We start from the raw sequence: 18641 nt of genomic DNA, 5'->3' as shown, positions 1-18641 counted from the left end.
GTCCCGTCGTCGGGGGACGGCATCGGGTCCAGGTGGTTTGATGACCGGTATGGCCTCCCCCGACGGCATCTACCCGGGCAACATCTACCTCTTCCGGCACGGCGAGACCGAGTGGTCGCTGAGCGGCCAGCACACCGGCACCACCGACCTGCCGCTGCTCCCCGAGGGCGAGGCCGCCGCGCGCGAGCTCGCCGACGTGCTGCGCAAGCACACCTTCGAGCGGGTGCTCGTCTCGCCGCTGCAGCGCGCCAAGCGCACGGCCGAGCTGGCCGGGCTCGGCGACTTCGAGGTCGAGCCGCTGCTGCGCGAGTGGGACTACGGCGCGTACGAGGGAGTCACGACGAAGCAGATCAGCGCCGAGATCGGCCACCCGTGGGAGGTCTTCGTCGACGGGGTCGCGCCGGGCGAGACCCCGGGCGAGACCGTCGAGCAGGTGGCCGAGCGGGCGCAGCAGGTCATCGACAAGGTGTGGCCCGACCTCGAGCACGGCGACGTGGCGCTCTTCGGCCACGGGCACGCGCTGCGCGTGCTCACGGCCACCTACCTCGGTCTCGACCCGAGGTTCGGCCAGCACCTCGTCCTCGACGCAGGGTCGATGAGCGTGCTGACGCACCACCGGTCGACCCGCTGCATCGGGATGTTCAACCTCTCCCCCTGGCGCCTGCTCACCGACTGAGGCGCCCACACGACGCCGCCCAGGTATGCCGTCGCGCCACCACGCGGCATACGTGGCCTGCGCTGTGGCGCGAGGTCGCCCGCGTCAGTCGCGGGGCAGCTCCCACGTGTGCACGGGCTGGTTGGCGCTCATGCCCTCGATGTAGCGCCTGAGCATCTCGCGCAGCGCCTTGTCGCGGGTGAGCCCCTGCGCCTCGAGCCGGGCCACGCACTCGGTCTGCCACGAGGCGCCGTTGACCCCGAGGATGCAGCGCTGCTCGATGACGGAGAGGAACCGGTCGCGCACCGCCGCGGACACGCCCCACCGCTCGAGGCCCTCGTGCGCCATCGGCAGCAGCCGGCGCAGCACGAGCTCGCTGGCCGGCACGTCGCCGAAGCCGGGCCAGTAGGTGCGGGCGTCGATGCCGAGCCGCGCGCCCTCCTCGAAGTTGGACTCGGCCGCTGAGAAGCTCATCCGGGTCCAGACCGGTCGGTCCTCCTCGGCGAGCACGCGCATCGTGCCGTAGTAGAAGGCCGCGTTGGCCAGTACGTCGACGATGCTCGGGCCGGCGGGGAGCACGCGGTTCTCGACCCTCAGGTGCGGTCGGCCACCGACGATGTCGTAGATCGGGCGGTTCCAGCGGTAGACGGTGCCGTTGTGGAGCCGGAGCTCCTTGAGCTCGGGCACCTCGCCACGCTCGAAGACCTCCTCGGGCTCCTCGTCGTAGAGCTCGGGCAGCAGCGCCGGGAAGTAGCGGACGTTCTCCTCGAAGAGGTCGAAGATCGAGGTGATCCAGCGCTCTCCGAACCACACCCGTGGGCGCACCCCCTGGTTCTTCAGCTCGACCGAGCGAGTGTCGGTCGCCTGCGTGAAGAGCGGGATGCGGGTCTCGGCCCAGAGCCGTTGGCCGAGGAAGAACGGAGAGTTGGCGCCGAGCGCGAGCTGCGGTCCGGCGAGCACCTGCGCGGCGTTCCAGTGGTCGGCGAAGCGCTCGGGCTGAACCTGCAGGTGCAGCTGGATCGAGGTGCACGCCGACTCGGGCGCGAGGCTGTCGGAGTAGCGGGCGATCCGTTCGCCCGTCGGCCCCTCGAGCTCGAGCCAGACGTCCTCGCCGCGGGCGTCGAGCACCGCGTTGTTGAGCGCGGCGTAGCGGATGTTCTCGCTGATCCAGTCGCCCTCGAAGTGCTCGGGCATGACGGTGGGCAGGATGCCGATCGCCACGATGCCGGTGTGCAGCTCGGCCGCCTTCTCGGACGCGCGGTTGAGCGACTCACGCAGCAGGCCCTCGAGCTCGATCGCCGAGTCGCCGGGCAGCGGCCTCGGGTGCACGTTGAGCTCGATGTTGTAGCGCGCCAGCTCGGTCTGGTAGTCCTCGTCGGCGATCTGCTCGAGCACCGACTTGTTGTCGAGCTTCGGACCGAGGTCCTCGTTGACGAGGTTGAGCTCGATCTCGAGGCCCGTCATGGGACGGTCGAACTCGAACTCACTCTTGCCGAGCATCCGTTCGAACACGTCGAGGTCGCGGCGCACCTTCTCGCGGTACTGCTGCCGCTGCTCGCGTGTGTACCTGGCCTGTTCGACGTCGGCTCCCACGTGCCGAGACAACCACATCCGGTGTCCCGGCGCGAGGAAAGCGCCCGGCGAGTTCAGCCCTCGAACGCCTCCGGCGGCGGGCAGGAGCAGACGAGGTTGCGGTCGCCGTAGGCACCGTCGATGCGGCTGACCGGGGGCCAGTACTTGTCGGCGGCCTCGATGCCCACCGGGAAGGCGGCCTCGGTGCGCTCGTACGGGTGGTTCCACTCCCCCGCGATGTTGAGGGCGGTGTGCGGGGCGTGACGCAGCATGCTGTCCCCGACCGCGACCTCGCCCGCCCGGATCGCCTCGATCTCCTCGCGGATCGCGATCATGGCGTCGCAGAAGCGGTCGAGCTCGTAGAGGTTCTCGGACTCGGTGGGCTCGACCATGAGCGTGCCCGCGACGGGGAAGCTCATCGTCGGCGCGTGGAAGCCGTAGTCGATGAGTCGCTTGGCGATGTCGTCGACGGTCACGCCCGTCTCGGCCGTGATCTGCCGGACGTCGAGGATGCACTCGTGGGCGACCAGCCCGTCGTGGCCGGAGTAGAGCACCGGGTAGTGGTCGCGCAGGCGGGCCGCGATGTAGTTGGCACCGAGGACAGCCATCTGGGTGGCGTGGCGCAGGCCGTCGCCGCCCATGAGGCGCACGTACGCCCACGAGATCGGCAGGATGCTCGCCGAGCCGAAGGGGGCCGCGGAGACCGGGCCGACGCCGTTCTCGGGGCCGGCCTCCGGCGCGAGCGGGTGGTTGGGCAGGTGCGGGGCGAGGTGGGCACGAACGGCGACCGGGCCCACACCGGGGCCACCGCCGCCGTGCGGGATGCAGAACGTCTTGTGCAGGTTGAGGTGGCTGACGTCGGCGCCGAACTTGCCCGGCTGGGCAAGACCGACGAGGGCGTTGAGGTTGGCGCCGTCGACGTAGACCTGGCCGCCGGCCTCGTGGACGAGCTCGCAGAGCTCGGTGATGGTGTCCTCGTAGACGCCGTGCGTCGACGGGTAGGTCACCATGATCGCGGCGAGGTCGTCGCGGTGCGCCTCGATCTTGGCGCGCAGGTCGTCCATGTCGACGGTGCCGCCGGCGGCCGTCTTGACGACGACGACCTTGAGCCCGGCCATGACGGCCGAGGCGGCGTTGGTGCCGTGCGCGCTCGCCGGGATGAGGCAGATGCGGCGGTGCCCCTCGCCGTTCGCCTGGTGGTAGGCGTGGATCGCGAGGAGGCCGGCGAACTCGCCCTGCGAGCCGGCGTTCGGCTGCAGCGACACGGCGTCGTAGCCGGTGATCTCGCACAGCCACGCGGCGAGGTCGTCGATGAGGCCGCGGATGCCCTCGGTCTGGTCGGCCGGCGCGAACGGGTGGAGGTTCGCGAACTCGGGCCAGGTGACTGCCTCCATCTCGGTGGTGGCGTTGAGCTTCATCGTGCACGACCCCAGGGGGATCATGCCGCGGTCGAGGGCGAAGTCGCGGTCGGAGAGACGACGCAGGTAGCGCAGCATCGCCGTCTCGGAGTGGTGCGCGTGGAAGACGGGGTGGGTCAGGAAGTCCGACGTACGCGTGAGCGCCGCCGGCACGCCGTTGCCCTCGGGTGCGCCGAGCTCCGCCTTCGTCTCGTCGGACACGGTCACGCCCAGCGCGTCGAGGATCGCGAACACCGTTGCCGGCGAGGAGGTCTCGTCGAGGCTCAGGGAGACCCGGTCGGCGTCGACCCGGCGCAGGTTCATCCCGCGGTCGGCGAACACGCCCGTCACCTCGTCGGCGCGGCCCGGCACGACGAGCGTGAGGGTGTCGAAGAAGGCGGCCGTCTCGACGTCGACCCCACCGGCGACGAGCGCCTCCCGCAGGCCGGCCGTGAGGCCCGTGACGCGGCGCGCGATCGTGGTGAGGCCCGTGGGACCGTGCCAGACGGCATACATGCTCGCCATCACGGCGAGGAGCACCTGGGCGGTGCAGATGTTGGAGGTCGCCTTCTCGCGGCGGATGTGCTGCTCGCGGGTCTGGAGCGCGAGGCGATAGGCCTGGTGGCCCTCGGCGTCGACGGAGACGCCCACGAGCCGGCCCGGGATCTGGCGCTCGAGCCCGCGGTGCACGGCCATGTAGCCGGCGTGCGGGCCGCCGAAGCCCATCGGCACGCCGAAGCGCTGGGCACTGCCGACGGCGATGTCGGCGCCCCACTCGCCCGGGGCGGCCGCGAGCGTGAGCGCCAGCAGGTCGGCGCACGCGGTGACCAGGCCCTTGGCCTCGTGGACGGCGGCGGTGAGGGGGGCCCAGTCGACGAGCTCGCCCGACGCGTCGGGGTACTGCACCATCGCGCCCACCACGTCCTTGCCTCCCCCGGCCGTCGCGAGCGACTCGGCGTCGGCGACGCCGCGCAGGTCGGTGACCACGACCGGCAGGCCGATGGCCTCCGCGCGCGTGCGCATGACGGCGATCGTCTGCGGGAACAGGCGCTCGTCGACGAGCACGACCGCGTCGGCAGCGGCGCGGCTCGCGCGACGCATCAGCGACATCGCCTCCGCGGCCGCGGTGCCCTCGTCGAGCAGGGAGGAGCCGGCGACGTCGAGGCCCGTGAGGTCGGTGACGACCGTCTGGAAGTTGAGCAGCGCCTCGAGGCGGCCCTGCGAGATCTCGGGCTGGTAGGGCGTGTAGGCGGTGTACCAGGCGGGGTTCTCGAGGACGTTGCGGCGCACGACCGGAGGCGTGACGGTGCCGTAGTAGCCGAGGCCGATCAGCGAGGTGAGCACGGTGTTGCGCGAGGCGAACCCGCGCAGCTCGTCGATGACGGCGCTCTCGCTGGGGGCGGCCTGCACGCGCAGCGGCGACTCCGAGCGGATCGCGCCCGGGATGGCGCGGTCGCACATCGCATCGAGGCTCGGCTGCCCGACCACCTCGAGCATGCGGCGCACGTCGTCACCGGCCGGGCCCACGTGGCGGCTGACGAAGTCGGCCATCGGCGTCGCGCTGGACGCTCCGGTGGTCACGGGGACGAGCTGGTCGATCGACATGCGGGGCTCCTGGCGGGATTCGAGCGGACGACACACGCTCCCCGTCTGTCGAGCACCGCGCGGTGCCTCCAGAGTTGCCTCGCCCGCATGGTCCTGGCGCCTGAGAGGTTCCGGGGATGTTGCCCCTTCGGCGCCTCGCAGGTGCTCGCACCCCGAGGACTCTCCCACGCAGGGTCGATCGGCACCGCTAAATCTACCAGCAGCCCGATGTGGTGGCGGCACGCCGACGGCCCGACCGGAACTGCCGGTCGGGCCGTCGAACGTGGTGGTCTGGCTGGGCCTTGGCGGCGACCGCCGACCTCAGGCCATGCGGCGGGCCTGACGGCGCGCGGTGAGCTCGTCGTCGGGGTGCTCGGCCGGCAGGTCCTCGGCGCGCTCGCTGGGCAGCTGCGCGAGCTCGCCCTCGACCTCACGCCACACGCGACCCACGGCGATGCCGAAGACGCCCTGGCCGCCCTGGACGAGGTCGATGACCTCGTCGGCCGACGTGCACTCGTAGACCGAGGCGCCGTCGCTCATGAGCGTGATCTGGGCGAGGTCCTCGACCCCGCGCTCGCGCAGGTGGCCGATGGCGACACGGATCTGCTGGAGGGACACCCCGGTGTCGAGCAGGCGCTTGACGACCTTGAGCACGAGGATGTCGCGGAAGCCGTAGAGGCGCTGCGTGCCGGAGCCGGTGGCGCTGCGCACGGACGGCTCGACGAGGCCGGTGCGGGCCCAGTAGTCGAGCTGGCGGTAGGTGATGCCGGCCGCCTTGCACGCCGTCGGCCCCCGGTAGCCGGAGTCCTCGGCGAGCTCGGGCAGGTCGTCGGTGAACAGCAGGCCCTGCGACCCGACGGGCAGTGCCCGACCAGCGTCACGCGCGTCCTCGATGGCGGCCATGCCGTCCTCCTCCTGCTCAGGCTGCGGGCCGCGCGGTGCGTGCCCCCAGACGACATGCAGATAACTACAATCACGTCGTTCTCCGACGGTAGGCCGAGCGTCCGTCCCGGTCAATCACCACGAGTGCTCGCGCGACGGCGTGTCGGACCATCGCGACAAACTCTCACCTTCGTGTTGAAGGTGAGAGTGGTCGGGTACGGCTCGTCCGCGTGCCTGGCCGATCGTTCAGTCGGGCCGGTCCGGCAGGTCGGGCGCGTCACCGGGGCGGTCGCCCGGCTGGTCGCCGGGCTCGCCCTCGAAGTCCTCCGCCGAGACGTGGTCGAGGAACTCCTTGAAGCGCTCCACCTCGTCGTCCTCCTCGGAGGAGACGACGATGGCCGCCTCGTCGAGGATCGAGGACTCGACGAGCACCTTGGAGCCGGTGCGCAGGGCGAGCGCGATGGCGTCGCTCGCTCGGGAGCTGATCTCGGACTTGCCGTCGATGATGAGCGCAGCGTGGAACACGGAGTCCTTGAGGGCCACGATGCGCACCTCGGTGAGCTCGTGGCCCAGCACGGCGAGCAGGTCGCGCATCAGGTCGTGCGTCAGCGGCCGCGGGGGCACCACTCCCTGCTGGGCATACGTGATGGCCGCGGCCTCGGCGGCACCGATCCAGATCGGCAGGTAGCGGCCGCCGTCCCTCTCGCGCAGCAGGACGATCGGCTGGTTCGTGGGCATCTCGACTCGGACGCCCAGGACATCGACCTCTCTCACTCCTCCACCGTACCCCGCGCTCGGAGGAGTCGGGACGGGCTCAGTGCGGGAGGCCTGCCCGGACCAGCGCGACGTGGAGCGCGATGCAGGCAGAGGCGATCTCGGCCGCGCGCTCCTCTGCGGGTCCGCTCCCCCGGCGTGTCGCCAGGACCTGCTGCACGAGCCCGATCTCGCGGTCGGCGGCCGTGCGGAACGGCCTGAGGTGTCGCGCCTCGAGGCCGTGCGAGGCCAGCGCCTGCGCCGCCGCGGCGACGGCCAGGGACTCGTGTCCGAACCGGCCGTTGGCGTCGGGCTGCAGCAGCCCGTAGGTCTCGAGGGCGTGCATGGTCTCGCGGTCGATGCCGGTCGCCTCTCGCAGCTCCGGACCCGTCAGGGAGACGTCGCGGTGACCGACCAGCGCCTCGGGGCCGGGCACGTCGGGGTCGGGCGTCGGCGCCGGTGGGCGGGGGCGGCCGTCGTGGTCGTCGCCCGGGTCGGACAGCCCGCGGTCGAGGGCGTCGAGGGCCTCACGGATGACCTTGAGCGGCCAGTAGCGGTCGCGCTGGGCAGCCAGCACGTAGCGGAGCCGGCGCACGTCGTCGTCGGAGTACGTGCGGTAGCCGGAGGCCGTGCGGTGCGGCAGCACGAGACCCTCGGCCTCGAGGAAGCGGATCTTGGACGCCGTGACGTCGGGAAAGTCCCCGGAGAGCGCGGCGAGGACCTTCCCGATCGTGAGCCGGCGCGGGACGGACGTGACCTCCTCGCCCTCACCGGCCGTCACGGCAGGGCCCTCGGCCGTGCCTGCGGTCATGATGCAGAGTGCTGGGGCGCCCCGGACGAGTAGTAGACGAGACGGAACTTGCCGATCTGGACCTCGTCGCCCTGGTGCAGCGGCGCCTCGTCGATGCGCTCGCGGTTGACGTAGGTGCCGTTCAGGGAGCCGGAGTCGCGCACGGTGTAGCCGCCACCGCGGGCGACGAAGGTCGCGTGCTTGCGCGACACCGTGACGTCGTCGAGGAAGATGTCGGAGTCGGGGTGCCGGCCTGCGGCGACCTCCTGGTCGTCGAGCAGGAACCGGGCGCCGGTGTTGGGACCACGGAGCACGACGAGCAGAGCCGTGCCCGGGCGAAGGGCGTCGATCGTCGCGGAGTCCTCGGCGCTGAGCCCACGAGGGGATGCGGTCTCGGGGCTCTCCTGGGCTGGGACGCCTTGGAACCGCATGGTGCGGGGTTCGACGTTCATGTCGTCGGGGTCGGGCAGGTCGCTCGACATGCGGTCCTCCTCTGTGGTGCGGGCGGATCGGGGTCAGACCACTCTAGTTGACCCGGGCACGGCGAGAGCCTGCCCGGGTCGGTGGCCCGTGCGGTGGGTCAGGACAGGGACGCGGTGTAGGCCGAGGCATCCATCAGGGAGTCGACCGCGGACGCGTCGGCGAGACGCATCTCGAACATCCAGCCCTCGCCGTACGGGTCGGAGTTGATCAGCTCGGGCGAGGCGTCGAGGGCCTCGTTCGTGGCCGTGACCTCGCCCTCGAGCGGCGCGTAGACGTCGCTCACGGACTTGGTGGACTCGACCTCGCCGCAGGAGTCGCCGGGAGTGACGGTGTCGCCGACAGCCGGGAGGGAGACGTAGACGACGTCGCCGAGGGCGTCCTGGGCGAACGAGGTGATGCCGATGCGGACCACACCGTCGTCGCCGACGCGGACCCACTCGTGGTCGCTGGTGTAGCGCAGGTCGGAGGGGTAGTCCAGGTCGGTCATGTCGCTCCTTGTCGATGGGCGGCCCGAAGGGGCCGGGTGGCTGCGGTGGCTTCGCGGCGCCGGTGCCGACGTGGATGCGCCGGCACCTGAGAGGATGCCATGCCCGTGGCGCGCGCGCAGGAGGTGCGGTCAGCGAGTCGCGGTGATCTCGCCGCGACGGCCGTCACGCCGGGGTGGTCACTCGACCGGTTTGGCGTGGGTCATCTCGGTGGGCCGGTGCAGGGAGGTGATCTCCACGAGGCTCGACTCGGTGATGGTGGCGTTGGCGCCCTTCTGGCGCACCGTCTCGACGATGCCACCCGGGATCGTCATGGCCGACGAGAGCGTCTTCGAGTCGCCGATGACCTTGACCACGAGTGGGCGGCTCACCTGCGTGCCGTCGACGACGAGCTCGCCGTTGCGGTCGCCGATGAACGTCGACGCGACGACGCGGACCCCGCCGACGTCGATCGACTCCGCGCCGGCGTCGCGCAGCTCCTGGATGAGGTCGAGCACGATCGGGCCGTTGACCTGCCGGTCCGGGTCGGTGAGGCGCAGCGTGATGCCCGGGCCCTTGGTCGCGATGGTGCCGGCGAGGATGCCGAGCGTGTCGACGCGCTTCTGGGCCTGCTCGAGCGCCTCACCGGCGGTGCCGGTGCCGCTCTTGAGGCGGTCTCGGGTGGCCTCGAGCTCGCGGACCTGCTGGTCGAGGCGGGACGAGCGGGCGGAGACGTCGTCGAGCACGCGGATGAGGTCGGACTGGCTCAGCTCGTCCAGCCCGCGCTGGTTGGTCAGCTGCACCTGGGCGGCGATGCCCGCACCGAGCAGGACGGCGAGCAGCGCCGCCAGCAGGTTGGCGCGCGTGGCTCGGGGCCGGCTCATCTTGAACAGGCGCCCCCAGGCGTCCCGGCCCTCGACGGGCGGCCGCGCGGTCACGAGCTCACGGGCTTCGGGCGAGGTGAAGTCAGGGTCGGCGCCGTCGTCGACGGCCGTGCCGAAGACGGGTCGCGGCGGCGTCGCCTCGGGCAGGTCGTCCTCGAGCGCGGAGGCTCGTTCCGCCGTCTCGGCAGGCACCTCGACGGATCCGGTCCCAGCGGGGCCGGTGTCCTTCTCCTCCTCGCGGTCGGCCATCGGTCAGGCCCTGAAGAGGTGACGACGGATCGAGGCCACGTTGGAGAAGATGCGCACGCCGAGGACGACGACCACGCCGGTGGACAGCTGGGAGCCGACGCCGAGCTGGTCGCCGAGGAAGACGATGAAGGCGGCGACGACGACGTTCGAGAGGAACGACACGACGAACACCTTGTCGTTGAAGATCCCGTCGAGGATCGCCCGGATCGCACCGAAGACGGCGTCGAGCGCCGCGATCACGGCGATCGGCAGGTACGGCTGCAGCCACACGGGCACCGACGGATCGAGGAAGAGCCCCACCGCGAGTCCGGCCAGGAGGCCGAGAACTGGGATCACGAGGGACGCTCCTGACTGGTCGGTGGTGCGGTGCTGCCGGTGTTGCCGGTGTTGCTCGAGCCCGGGCTGCGCGTGGGGGTGCTCGTGCCCTGCTGGACCCCCGGCAGGCTGGGCGCGGACGAGCCTACGGGTGGCCCGATGGGTTCCGCGACCTCGAGGCGTGCCGCCGAGTCGCCGGGGACGGTCAGGCTGTCGCTGCCCGCGAGGATCGAGCGGATCTTGAACTCGTCGGTCAGCTGGGACAGGTAGACACCGGCGAAGGACGGCTCGAAGAGCTGTTGCATGGCCTGGGCGTCGCCGAGCGCCGTGATGACGTAGGGGCGGGCCAGCGGACGGAAGTCGACGATGATCGCCTGCCCGGCGAAGCGGATCGCCGCGGTGGAGCTGAGCCGGTGGCCGTTGATCGAGATCGCCTCGGCGCCGGCGCCCCACAGCCCGTTGACGACGATCTGGAGGTCGGCCGAGGTGACGCGCCCTTCCTCGAAGCCGCCGCTCGGCCGGTTGCCGGCGTCGGCGTCGGCGACGGTGGACGCGGCGTCGTCGAGGGTGAGTGTGAGTCCAGGGCCCTTGAGGGGCACCGCGGCTGCCTGCACCTCGAGACTCTTGATGGTGTTCGTCAGGTCGCCGCCGCCCGACTGCTGGAGCGCGAGCGCCTCGTAGTCGCGCACCTGCTTGCCCAGGGCGGCGACCTTCGCCTCCTGCTGCACCCCGCGCTCCTGCAGCGCCTCGATGCGCGTGACGAGCTCGCTCTTGACCGCGGCTGCAGCCGTCGGCTTGGGCCGCAGCGACTGCGCGGCCACCGCGAAGAGGAAGCCGGTGAGGATCGCGAGGACGACGACCAGCACGGTGCGCGTCGAGGTCGCCCGCGGAAGCCCGGCGGCAACCCTGCGGTCGGCCGCCTCCTGGTACCCCGCGTCGAGGGGCCGCTCCATCATCGTCGTGAGCAGCGTCATCGACGCGTCCGGTCGGCGCGCGGACGTCACGGCGTGACCACCCTCGACCGCTGCGACAGGACGATCCGGGCGTGGACGGCATACAGCACCGCGGCCAGCCAGTAGAGCACGACGCCCCACCAGGCGAAGCCCCAGCCGACGGGGCGCGCGATGTCGCCGACCCAGTCGTCACGGTGGGCGAGCAGGAGCAGGGGGAAGGCATACAGCAGGTTGAAGGTCGCTGCCTTGCCGACGAAGTGGACCGGCAGGCCCACCTGCCCACGGGACTTGAGGTAGAGGAGCATCAGCGCCATCACCGCCTCGCGGGCAAGGAGCACCACGACGAGCCAGACGGGGATGATCTCGCGCCAGGCCAGTCCCAGCAGCGTGGTGAGGATGTAGAGCCGGTCGGCGATCGGGTCGAGGAACTGCCCGAGCCGGCTCTCCATGTTGAACTGGCGTGCGATCTTGCCGTCGAGGTAGTCGGTGACGCCGGAGAAGAGCAGGAGCAGCAGGGCGAGGCCGTCGTGCTCCGAGAGGATGGCCCAGAGGAAGACGGGCACCCCGAGCAGGCGGAGCACGGACAGCACGTTCGGGATCGTCAGCAGGCGCTCCGACACGACATGCCGCTCCCCCGCGTTCTCGACCTCCACGGCGGCAAGCCTAACCGTCGGTCGGGGTGCCCGCCGAGCGCGGTCGGCATCGATCCGGACACGGCCTCGGCGCAAGTATGCCGGTGGGCCGCGGCCGCGTCGGGGCGTCTCTGGCACACTCGCGGCATGGCGGGCGGACATTCCCACACGCACAGTCATGGCGGACCGGGCACCCACGGGTCCGTCGCCGTGAGCGTCCTGGCACGCGTCGGGATGACGGTGCTGCTGGTGGCCGCGGCCGCCGCCACCGTCTTCGGGCTGGTGCGCCACTGGCCGGACGACGCGCGCACGCCGAACCAGGTCGCGAGCACCGAGTACGCGGCGCCGGGGGTCACCTTCCCGGTCGCGGAGGTGCTCAAGGTGCTGCCGGTCTGCGAGGGGGCGGACTCGACCACCGGCGCCAAGCCCGCGCCGGGCCAGGGTGGCGACGTGGTGTCGTCCGACGCGACCTGCGGGGCCATGACGGTGCAGCTCGAGCAGCCGACGTCGACCTCGGGCGACGTGCGGCCGACGGTGTCGGTGTCGGTGCCACCTGCGGTGTCGACGTCGGGCCTGCAGCAGGGTGACACGGTCCAGCTGTTGCGCATCCCGGCCCAGAACGGCCAGCCCGAGGCGTACTCCTTCCTGCAGGTCCAGCGCGGTGCGCCCCTGTCGCTCATGCTGGCCCTCTTCCTCGTGGTCGTGGCGGTCGTGGCCCGGTGGCGTGGGGTGCTGGCGCTCGTCGGGCTCGGCGTCGGCGGCCTCGTCGTCGTGAAGTTCATGCTGCCGGCGCTGGTCGCCGGTCAGTCGGGGCTGCTCGTGGCCCTCATCGGGTCCTCGGCGATCATGTTCGTCGTCCTCTACCTCGCCCACGGGCTGTCGATCCGCACGAGCACGGCTCTGGCCGGCACGCTCTTCGGCGTCGCCATCACGGCCGGGCTGGGCCTGCTCGCCGTGGACCTCGCGAGGCTCAGCGGGGTCGCCGACGACGAGGGGGCGCTGCTGGCCGGGTTCGTCACCTCGATGAAGCCCCAGGAGCTGCTCACCTGCGCGATCATCGTCGCCGGTCTGGGGGTGCTCAACGACGTGACGATCACCCAGTCGTCGGCCGTCTGGGAGCTGCGAGCGGCAGCCCCGTCGCTGGGCCGTCGGGAGCTCTTCCGCTCGGGCATGCGCATCGGTCGGGACCACATCGCCTCGACGATCTACACCATCGTCTTCGCGTATGCCGGCGCGGCCCTTCCGGTGCTGCTGCTCCTCTTCCTCTACGAGCGTCCGGTGCTCGACCTGCTCCAGACGGAGTCGATGTCGGAGGAGATCGTGCGCACGCTGGCGAGCGCGATCGGGCTCGTCCTCGCGGTGCCCGTGACGACGGCGATCGCCGCGCTGACGGTCGGTGCAGCCAAGGAGCCGGCGTCTGCCGGGGATGACGAGACGCCCCACCTCGGGGAGCGCGACGCGATCGGGGCGGACGGCCGGCACCTCGGCGACGAGCACGAGGCCGAACACGCGCGCGGACCTGGGCGCGAGCCTGCGCTCGACCACGGCCCGACGGCAGACGACCTCGTGCGGGCGGCGGGCGGGCCGCCTCCCCCGGCCACCCGGGCCGAGGCACGCGCCAGGATGTCTGCGGCCAGGGGCGACCGCCCGAGGTGACAATCCAACGGGCGTCCGGTCAGCCGCTGAGGCTCTTGGACGAAGGGGCGCTGGCGACGCCGTTGCGGGTGCTGCGCACCCAGAGCGTCTGCGTGCCGTTCTTGATCGTGGTGAAGGTGAAGGGTGACGTGCAGGACGTCCAGGAGCCGGCACCGGCGGGGCTGCCGCCGGTGGTGACCTGGCACTCGTAGACGAGTCCGACGACGGCCGTCCACGTCGCGACGGCCTGGGTGCCGTTGACCGTGATGGTGAGGTTGGCGGGAGGAGTCGGCGTCACGAGCACGTCGAACGACTGCAGCTTCTGGGCCGCGGGAGAGTAGGCGGCGTTGCCCCCCTGGTCGGCGGTGATGGTGCACGTGCCTCCGCCGACGAAGGTGACGGTGGCGGCGTCGACCGTGCAGATCGTCGGCGTCGTCGTCGCGAAGCTCACGGCGAGCCCGGACGTGGCCGTCGCGGTGACCGTGTACGCGGCGCCTCCCACCGCGGCGTTCGTCGGAGCGGTGGAGGTGATCGTGACCGTCTGCGCGGTCCTGGCGACGGTGAACGTCTGCGACCTCTGCGCCGCCGCGGCGTAGGCCGCGTTTCCGGGCTGGTCGGCCAGCACGGTGCAGCTGCCGCTGCCGACGAAGGTGACGGTCGAGCCGGTGACCGTGCAGACGGCTGCCGTGCCGGAGGAGAACGCGACTGCGAGGCCGGACGAGGCGGTCGCGGTGATCGTGTAGGTGCCGCCGCCCGAGGCGTTGGTGGGGGCCGCCGAGGTGATGGTGATCGTCTGCGCCGCCTGGGCCACCGTGAAGGACTGGGACGCCTGCGCGGCCGGGGCGTAGGCCGCGTTGCCGGCCTGGTCGGCGAGCACCGTGCAGGCGCCGCCGGCGACGAAGCTCACCGTCGAGCCGCTGACCGTGCAGACGGACGGCGTGCCGGAGGAGAAGGAGACGGACAGTCCGGATGACGCGACGGCCGAGACCGCATACGTGCCGCCCCCCACCGTCGCGCTGGTCGGCGCCGTCGAGGTGAACGTGATCGTCTGCGTCTGCTGGTCGACGATCTGGGTGAGCGCGGAGGAGGTGGAGGCCGCGAAGGGCGCCGAGCCGGCATACGCGGCGGTGAGCGAGCGGCTGCCGCTCGAGCTGAACGTCGTGACGCACGTGGCGACACCCGCGCTGAGCGTCTGGGTCCCCCCGGAGCAGGTGATCGGCGTGCCGCCACTGCGGAAGACGACCGTGCCCGTCGGGGTGTCGGAGCCTGCGGTGACGGTCGCGGTCAGCGTGAGGGCCTGCCCGACCAGGCCGGGGTTGCGCGACGAGGTGAGCGTCGTCGTCGTGGCGATGGTGCGCAGGACGGTCACGGGGATGCTGTCGGCGCTGGTGGCCGACCATCCCGACCGCACGGCGACCACCGTGTACCGGTAGGTGCCGTCCGGGATCGACCCGTCGACGCAGGGCGACGTCGTGACGGGCGACGACACCGACGTGCCGCAGGCCGCGGACGCCGAGCCCGTCGCGGTGTCGGTGCGCACGAGCCGGTAGCCGGTGGGTGCCACGCCCGTGCTGGGCGGGAGCCAGGCCACGGTGACGTCCGACCCACCGTTGGCCACCGAGGCGGTGACCCCGGTCGGCGCCGAGAAGGTGCTCGTCGTCGCCGCACCCGAGCCGGAAGCGCTGGCGGTGGCCACCTGGGTCCAGAAGGCCTGCGCCGGCAGCGCCACGGTCATCAGGACCGCGAACAGCGCGCCGACGCGGAGGGCGCGCACGCCGCGGCGCGTGGCCGCGCGGCGTGCGCGCGTGTGCGGGCGGGCCGTCCCAGGCATCAGCCGGTCGCCCTTCCGGACCAGACGAGCGTGAAGGACTTGCCCTTGCAGACGTCCTGGTTGACGGTGGGCAGGTCGCGCAGGCGGATGCGCGGGTCGGTGCCGCCCTGCTGGACGAGGGTGACGCTGCGTCCGGCGGGGACCGTGATCCGGCCGCTCGCGCCGAGGCTCCCCTGCCTGATCTCGAGGTTGGTGGACGTGCGGCAGCCGGGCGGGAAGCTGTCCGAGCTGACCGACAGCTCGAGCGACGTGACCCGGATCGCCACCGAGTTGGGGTTGTGCACCGTTGCGGCGACCGGACGCCACAGCCCGGGGGCCAGCCCGGTCACGCCCCCGGTCACGGTGAAGGGGAGGCTGTCACCGGCGCTCGCGACCCCGAGGCCGAACCCGGCTCCGACGGCGCCGGCGGCGGCGCCCTCCCCCGCGGGCGGCCCGCCGTGCGTCTGCGCAGCGCCGGACGAGCCGGTGCTCGAGTCCCTCGCGGCCGAGGTGCCCGCGCCCACGCTCGGCATGCCGTGCACGGCGAGGAGGATCGCGGCGAAGAGCGCGAGCAGCAGCAGTGCTGCCGGCTTGGCCTTGGTCCTCGTCCTCATCAGATTCCTCGTCGGTCGTGGTGCTCGTGGGCTTCAGGGTCCCTGCTGCGGGAGGGGTGGCCACCCGGCCTGAACCGGGGGCCACCGCTTCCGCGGGTCAGCTGGCGATGTAGTGGACGGTGACCTTGGCGCCCTGGCAGGCGTTCTGGCTCGTCGCCTTGTTGTTGAACTGGATGGAGTAGGTGAGCGTCTTGGTGGCGCCCGGCGCGAGGTCCGTCGGCGCGATCGTGAGCGCCGCCGCAGAGGCCGAGCTCGTGGGGGCGACGGCGCCGTTGAGCCTGTAGTCGCTCCCGTCGCAGCCAACCTTGTCGGTCTCGACCCAGGCGCTGACTCCGGTCACCTTGTAGTTCTCCGTGCCGGTGTTCTCGACCGTCGCGGTCACGGTCTGCGCCGAGTCGCCGGGGTACATGGCGTCGGGCACGTCGCCCGTCACCGTGAAGATGCTGCCGGCGCCGGTGCGGGTCGCGGCCTCACCGGTGCCGCCACCGGTGGAGGTCCAGTAGGCGTAGGCCCCACCGGCGGTCGCGAGGCCGAGGACTCCCGCCGTGACGATGGCAGCGGCCTTCTTCTTCGAGCTCTTCTTCTGCTTCTGCGTGCCCATGGGGATCCATGACCTTTCTTTACCGTTTCTTGGTGATTTGCTGGTCTGGACTTTGACATCACGAATCGCCGCGCAACGCCCAACTCGGGCAAAGTTGCGCGTTCCTTGCGGATCTCTTGTCGCAGGTCCGGGGTTCTTGCAGCGGCGGCCGGGTCTCGTTGCACCACAGTCGAATTCCCGCCTCCGACCTGGTGTGCGACGCAACCCGGTCAAGGCCCGATCAGTGCGCCCGCACCTGTGCCCGCGAGGCCAGGGGTGCCTCGGCCGGGCCTCCCCCGTGTGCCCACGCCGAGCGTGCTCTTCCACCACAATCGGCATAGGCGCAACGAAGCGCACCGACCACCCGGGAGATGCCATGACCCTGACGAGCGGAGCCACCACCCGCCCGGCGACCGACGTGGTGGTCGGCTGCGACGGGAGCGTGGGTTCTGACGGCGCGTTGGACTGGGCGGCCCAGGAGGCCCGCGCGCGCGGAGCAGGTCTGAGGATCGTCACCGCGACGTTGGCGTCCGAGCTGCCGTTCGTTGCGGAAGGGGAGGCGACCCCGGGCGCCACACGCAGGGAGCGCTCGCACGCGGCGGCGCACGTCGTGGCGCAGGCGCGACGGCGCGCGGAGGCGGTGCTCGACCCGGCGCGCATCGAGACCACGACGATCTGGGGTCACCCGGCCGGCGTGCTGGTGGACGTCTCGCGAGAGGCCGGACTCGTCGTCGTCGGTCACCCCGAGCGGGGCAGGGCGCGCGAGTACCTCACGGGCTCGGTCGCCTTCGCCGTGGCGGCCCACGCGACGTGCGACGTCGCCGTGGTCCCTCGCGGTGAGCTCGTCCTACCCGGGCCTCGGGTGCCCGTCGTCGTCGGGGTGGACGGGAGCGCTCACGGCGACCGTGCCGCCCACGCGGCGGCTTCCGTGGCCGAGCGTTCCGGGGCGCCGCTGGTGCTGGTTCGCGCGTGGCAGCTGCCGAGCCTCACCGGTGCGTGGCGTTCCGAGGCCGAGGCGCCGGCGCGACCCGATGAACGCGAGATCTGCGAGGACAGCGCCCACAGGTCGACCGAGCACAGCGCCGCGGCGGTCCGACGGGCCTTCCCGGACGTGGGCGTCACCGTCAGGCTGGTCGAGAAGCACCCCGTCCTGGCCCTGCTGGACGCTGCCGAGGGTGCGGGTCTGGTCGTGGTGGGCTCGCGAGGGCTGGGCGGTTTCGCCCGGCTGCTGCTCGGTTCGGTCAGTCGGGCGGTCATCCATCACGCGCAGACCCCCGTCCTCGTCGTGCGCTCGCTGTGAGCCCCGAGGAGCTGCCCTCCCGGATGCGGGCGTGGGAGGTCACCGGCGGTCCGGATCGGCTGCGTCAGGTCGAGCGTGCGGTGCCCGTGCCGGGTGCCGGCGAGGTGGTCGTGCAGGTCGAGGTGTGCGGGGTCTGCCGCACCGACCTGCACGTCGCTGACGGCGACCTTCCCGTGCACCGGGACTCGGTGGTCCCCGGCCACGAGGTCGTCGGTCTCGTGGCCGGGGTCGGTCCCCGCACGAGCCGCTTCGCCGTGGGTGACCGCGTCGGTGTGGCCTGGCTTCGGGGCACGTGCGGCGAGTGTCGCTGGTGCCGGTCGGGGCGGGAGAACCTCTGCCCGTCGGCGCGCTTCACCGGTTGGGACCACGACGGCGGCTACGCCGAGTACACGACGGTCCCGGCGGCATACGCGTACGCCCTGCCCTCGGCGCTGCCGAGCCGGCAGGCGGCACCACTGCTCTGCGCCGGCATCATCGGCTACCGCTCGCTGCGGCGCACCCAGCTCCCGCCGGGTGGCCGGCTGGGGCTCTACGGGTTCGGCGCCAGCGCCCACGTCACGGCGCAGATCGCGATCGCGCAGGGTGCCGAGGTCCACGTGCTGACCAGGGGTGAGGAGTCGAGGCAGCTGGCCCTGACGCTGGGCGCGGCGTCGGCCGGGGGCCCGCACGACCGGCCGCCCGTCCCCCTCGACGCGGCGATCGTCTTCGCTCCTGCCGGGGAGCTCGTCCCGCTCGCCCTGGCGGCCCTCGACCGGGGTGGGAGTGTCGTGCTCGCCGGCATCCACCTGACCGAGATCCCGTCCCTCGACTACGCCACCCACCTCTTCCTCGAGAAGCGCCTCACGACGGTGACCGCCAACACGAGGGCCGACGGGGAGGAACTACTGCGGCTCGCTGCGTCGCTGTCGGTTCGAGCCCACGTCACGACCTACGGCTTCGAGGAGGCAGACCGGGCGTTGGACGACCTGGCCCACGGACGCTTCGCCGGCGTCGCCGTCCTCGACGTCGCCGGCGCGTCGGCCGACGCACACTGACCCGCCCCGGCGCACTGACGGGCACGCGTACGACATCGGGACCTTCGACCCGTGC

At 72.0% G+C, this 18641-nt stretch carries 18 protein-coding genes and 1 riboswitch; of the genes, 4 read left to right on the top strand and 14 right to left on the bottom strand.

Features of this window, described 5'->3' with window-relative positions:
- Positions 1–49 precede the first annotated feature (49 nt).
- On the top strand, positions 50–676 hold the full coding sequence (locus tag ACYVNR_RS11660) for a histidine phosphatase family protein (protein ID WP_458802056.1): 627 nt from the start codon (positions 50–52) through the stop codon (positions 674–676).
- 84 nt (positions 677–760) lie between these two features.
- Here the strand turns inward: ACYVNR_RS11660 and ACYVNR_RS11655 are convergent, their stop codons facing one another.
- From ACYVNR_RS11655 to ACYVNR_RS11605, 11 genes are all read right to left on the bottom strand, one after another.
- Entirely contained in the window at positions 761–2248 is a 1488-nt protein-coding gene (locus ACYVNR_RS11655) for a glutamate--cysteine ligase family protein (protein WP_045188002.1), read from the bottom strand.
- A gap of 53 nt (positions 2249–2301) precedes the next feature.
- On the bottom strand, positions 2302–5229 hold the full coding sequence (gene gcvP / locus ACYVNR_RS11650) for an aminomethyl-transferring glycine dehydrogenase (RefSeq protein ID WP_461048197.1): 2928 nt from the start codon (positions 5227–5229) through the stop codon (positions 2302–2304).
- Positions 5230–5307: 78 nt separating this feature from the next.
- Positions 5308–5406, bottom strand: a riboswitch (glycine riboswitch).
- Between the two features lie 123 nt (positions 5407–5529).
- A complete protein-coding gene (locus tag ACYVNR_RS11645) occupies positions 5530–6111 on the bottom strand; it encodes a MerR family transcriptional regulator (RefSeq protein WP_045188000.1) in 582 nt (193 codons plus the stop codon).
- Between the two features lie 225 nt (positions 6112–6336).
- On the bottom strand, positions 6337–6864 hold the full coding sequence (locus tag ACYVNR_RS11640) for a bifunctional nuclease family protein (protein ID WP_045187997.1): 528 nt from the start codon (positions 6862–6864) through the stop codon (positions 6337–6339).
- Positions 6865–6904: 40 nt separating this feature from the next.
- Positions 6905–7654 carry a transcriptional regulator FtsR gene (gene ftsR, locus ACYVNR_RS11635; RefSeq protein WP_461048196.1) on the bottom strand — a complete coding sequence of 250 codons (750 nt, stop codon included), beginning with the start codon at positions 7652–7654 and terminating at the stop codon, positions 6905–6907.
- Positions 7651–8115, bottom strand: a complete 465-nt coding sequence (locus tag ACYVNR_RS11630; protein WP_045187995.1) for an FHA domain-containing protein — start codon at positions 8113–8115, stop codon at positions 7651–7653. Before ACYVNR_RS11630 ends, ftsR begins: the two co-directional genes overlap by 4 nt.
- A gap of 98 nt (positions 8116–8213) precedes the next feature.
- On the bottom strand, positions 8214–8603 hold the full coding sequence (gcvH, locus tag ACYVNR_RS11625) for a glycine cleavage system protein GcvH (protein WP_045187993.1): 390 nt from the start codon (positions 8601–8603) through the stop codon (positions 8214–8216).
- Between the two features lie 177 nt (positions 8604–8780).
- Positions 8781–9713: a DUF881 domain-containing protein gene (locus ACYVNR_RS11620; protein ID WP_461048195.1), complete on the bottom strand. Its 933-nt coding sequence runs from the start codon at positions 9711–9713 to the stop codon at positions 8781–8783.
- 3 nt (positions 9714–9716) lie between these two features.
- Positions 9717–10049: a small basic family protein gene (locus tag ACYVNR_RS11615; RefSeq protein WP_045187991.1), complete on the bottom strand. Its 333-nt coding sequence runs from the start codon at positions 10047–10049 to the stop codon at positions 9717–9719.
- Positions 10046–11032 (bottom strand): DUF881 domain-containing protein, encoded by a 987-nt coding sequence (locus ACYVNR_RS11610; RefSeq protein WP_052677072.1) that lies wholly within the window; start codon positions 11030–11032, stop codon positions 10046–10048. The genes ACYVNR_RS11615 and ACYVNR_RS11610 overlap by 4 nt, the downstream gene beginning before the upstream one ends.
- A complete protein-coding gene (locus ACYVNR_RS11605) occupies positions 11029–11634 on the bottom strand; it encodes a CDP-alcohol phosphatidyltransferase family protein (RefSeq protein WP_045187989.1) in 606 nt (201 codons plus the stop codon). The genes ACYVNR_RS11610 and ACYVNR_RS11605 overlap by 4 nt, the downstream gene beginning before the upstream one ends.
- Positions 11635–11823: 189 nt before the next feature.
- Here ACYVNR_RS11605 and ACYVNR_RS11600 point away from each other — a divergent pair, with 189 nt between their 5' ends.
- Complete coding sequence (locus ACYVNR_RS11600; RefSeq protein ID WP_461048194.1) at positions 11824–13269, top strand: YibE/F family protein; 1446 nt, start codon at positions 11824–11826, stop codon at positions 13267–13269.
- A gap of 19 nt (positions 13270–13288) precedes the next feature.
- Here the strand turns inward: ACYVNR_RS11600 and ACYVNR_RS11595 are convergent, their stop codons facing one another.
- The 3 genes from ACYVNR_RS11595 to ACYVNR_RS11585 form a co-directional block, all read right to left on the bottom strand.
- Complete coding sequence (locus ACYVNR_RS11595) at positions 13289–15022, bottom strand: Ig-like domain-containing protein (protein ID WP_461048193.1); 1734 nt, start codon at positions 15020–15022, stop codon at positions 13289–13291.
- A gap of 56 nt (positions 15023–15078) precedes the next feature.
- Entirely contained in the window at positions 15079–15672 is a 594-nt protein-coding gene (locus ACYVNR_RS11590) for a hypothetical protein (protein WP_461048192.1), read from the bottom strand.
- A 97-nt stretch (positions 15673–15769) separates the two neighbouring features.
- A complete protein-coding gene (locus ACYVNR_RS11585) occupies positions 15770–16273 on the bottom strand; it encodes a hypothetical protein (RefSeq protein WP_052677071.1) in 504 nt (167 codons plus the stop codon).
- A 355-nt stretch (positions 16274–16628) separates the two neighbouring features.
- Here ACYVNR_RS11585 and ACYVNR_RS11580 point away from each other — a divergent pair, with 355 nt between their 5' ends.
- Together ACYVNR_RS11580 and ACYVNR_RS11575 are read left to right on the top strand one after the other, a co-directional pair.
- Entirely contained in the window at positions 16629–17552 is a 924-nt protein-coding gene (locus ACYVNR_RS11580; protein ID WP_461048191.1) for a universal stress protein, read from the top strand.
- The gene (locus ACYVNR_RS11575) at positions 17549–18586 is read left to right on the top strand and encodes a zinc-dependent alcohol dehydrogenase family protein (protein ID WP_461048190.1); all 1038 of its coding nucleotides are present in this window, start codon (positions 17549–17551) and stop codon (positions 18584–18586) included. Before ACYVNR_RS11580 ends, ACYVNR_RS11575 begins: the two co-directional genes overlap by 4 nt.
- Positions 18587–18641 lie beyond the last annotated feature (55 nt).

The organism is Terrabacter koreensis (assembly GCF_054783315.1).
The sequence above is the reverse complement of the archived record's forward strand: the minus strand, read 5'-3'. Positions and strand labels throughout refer to the sequence as shown.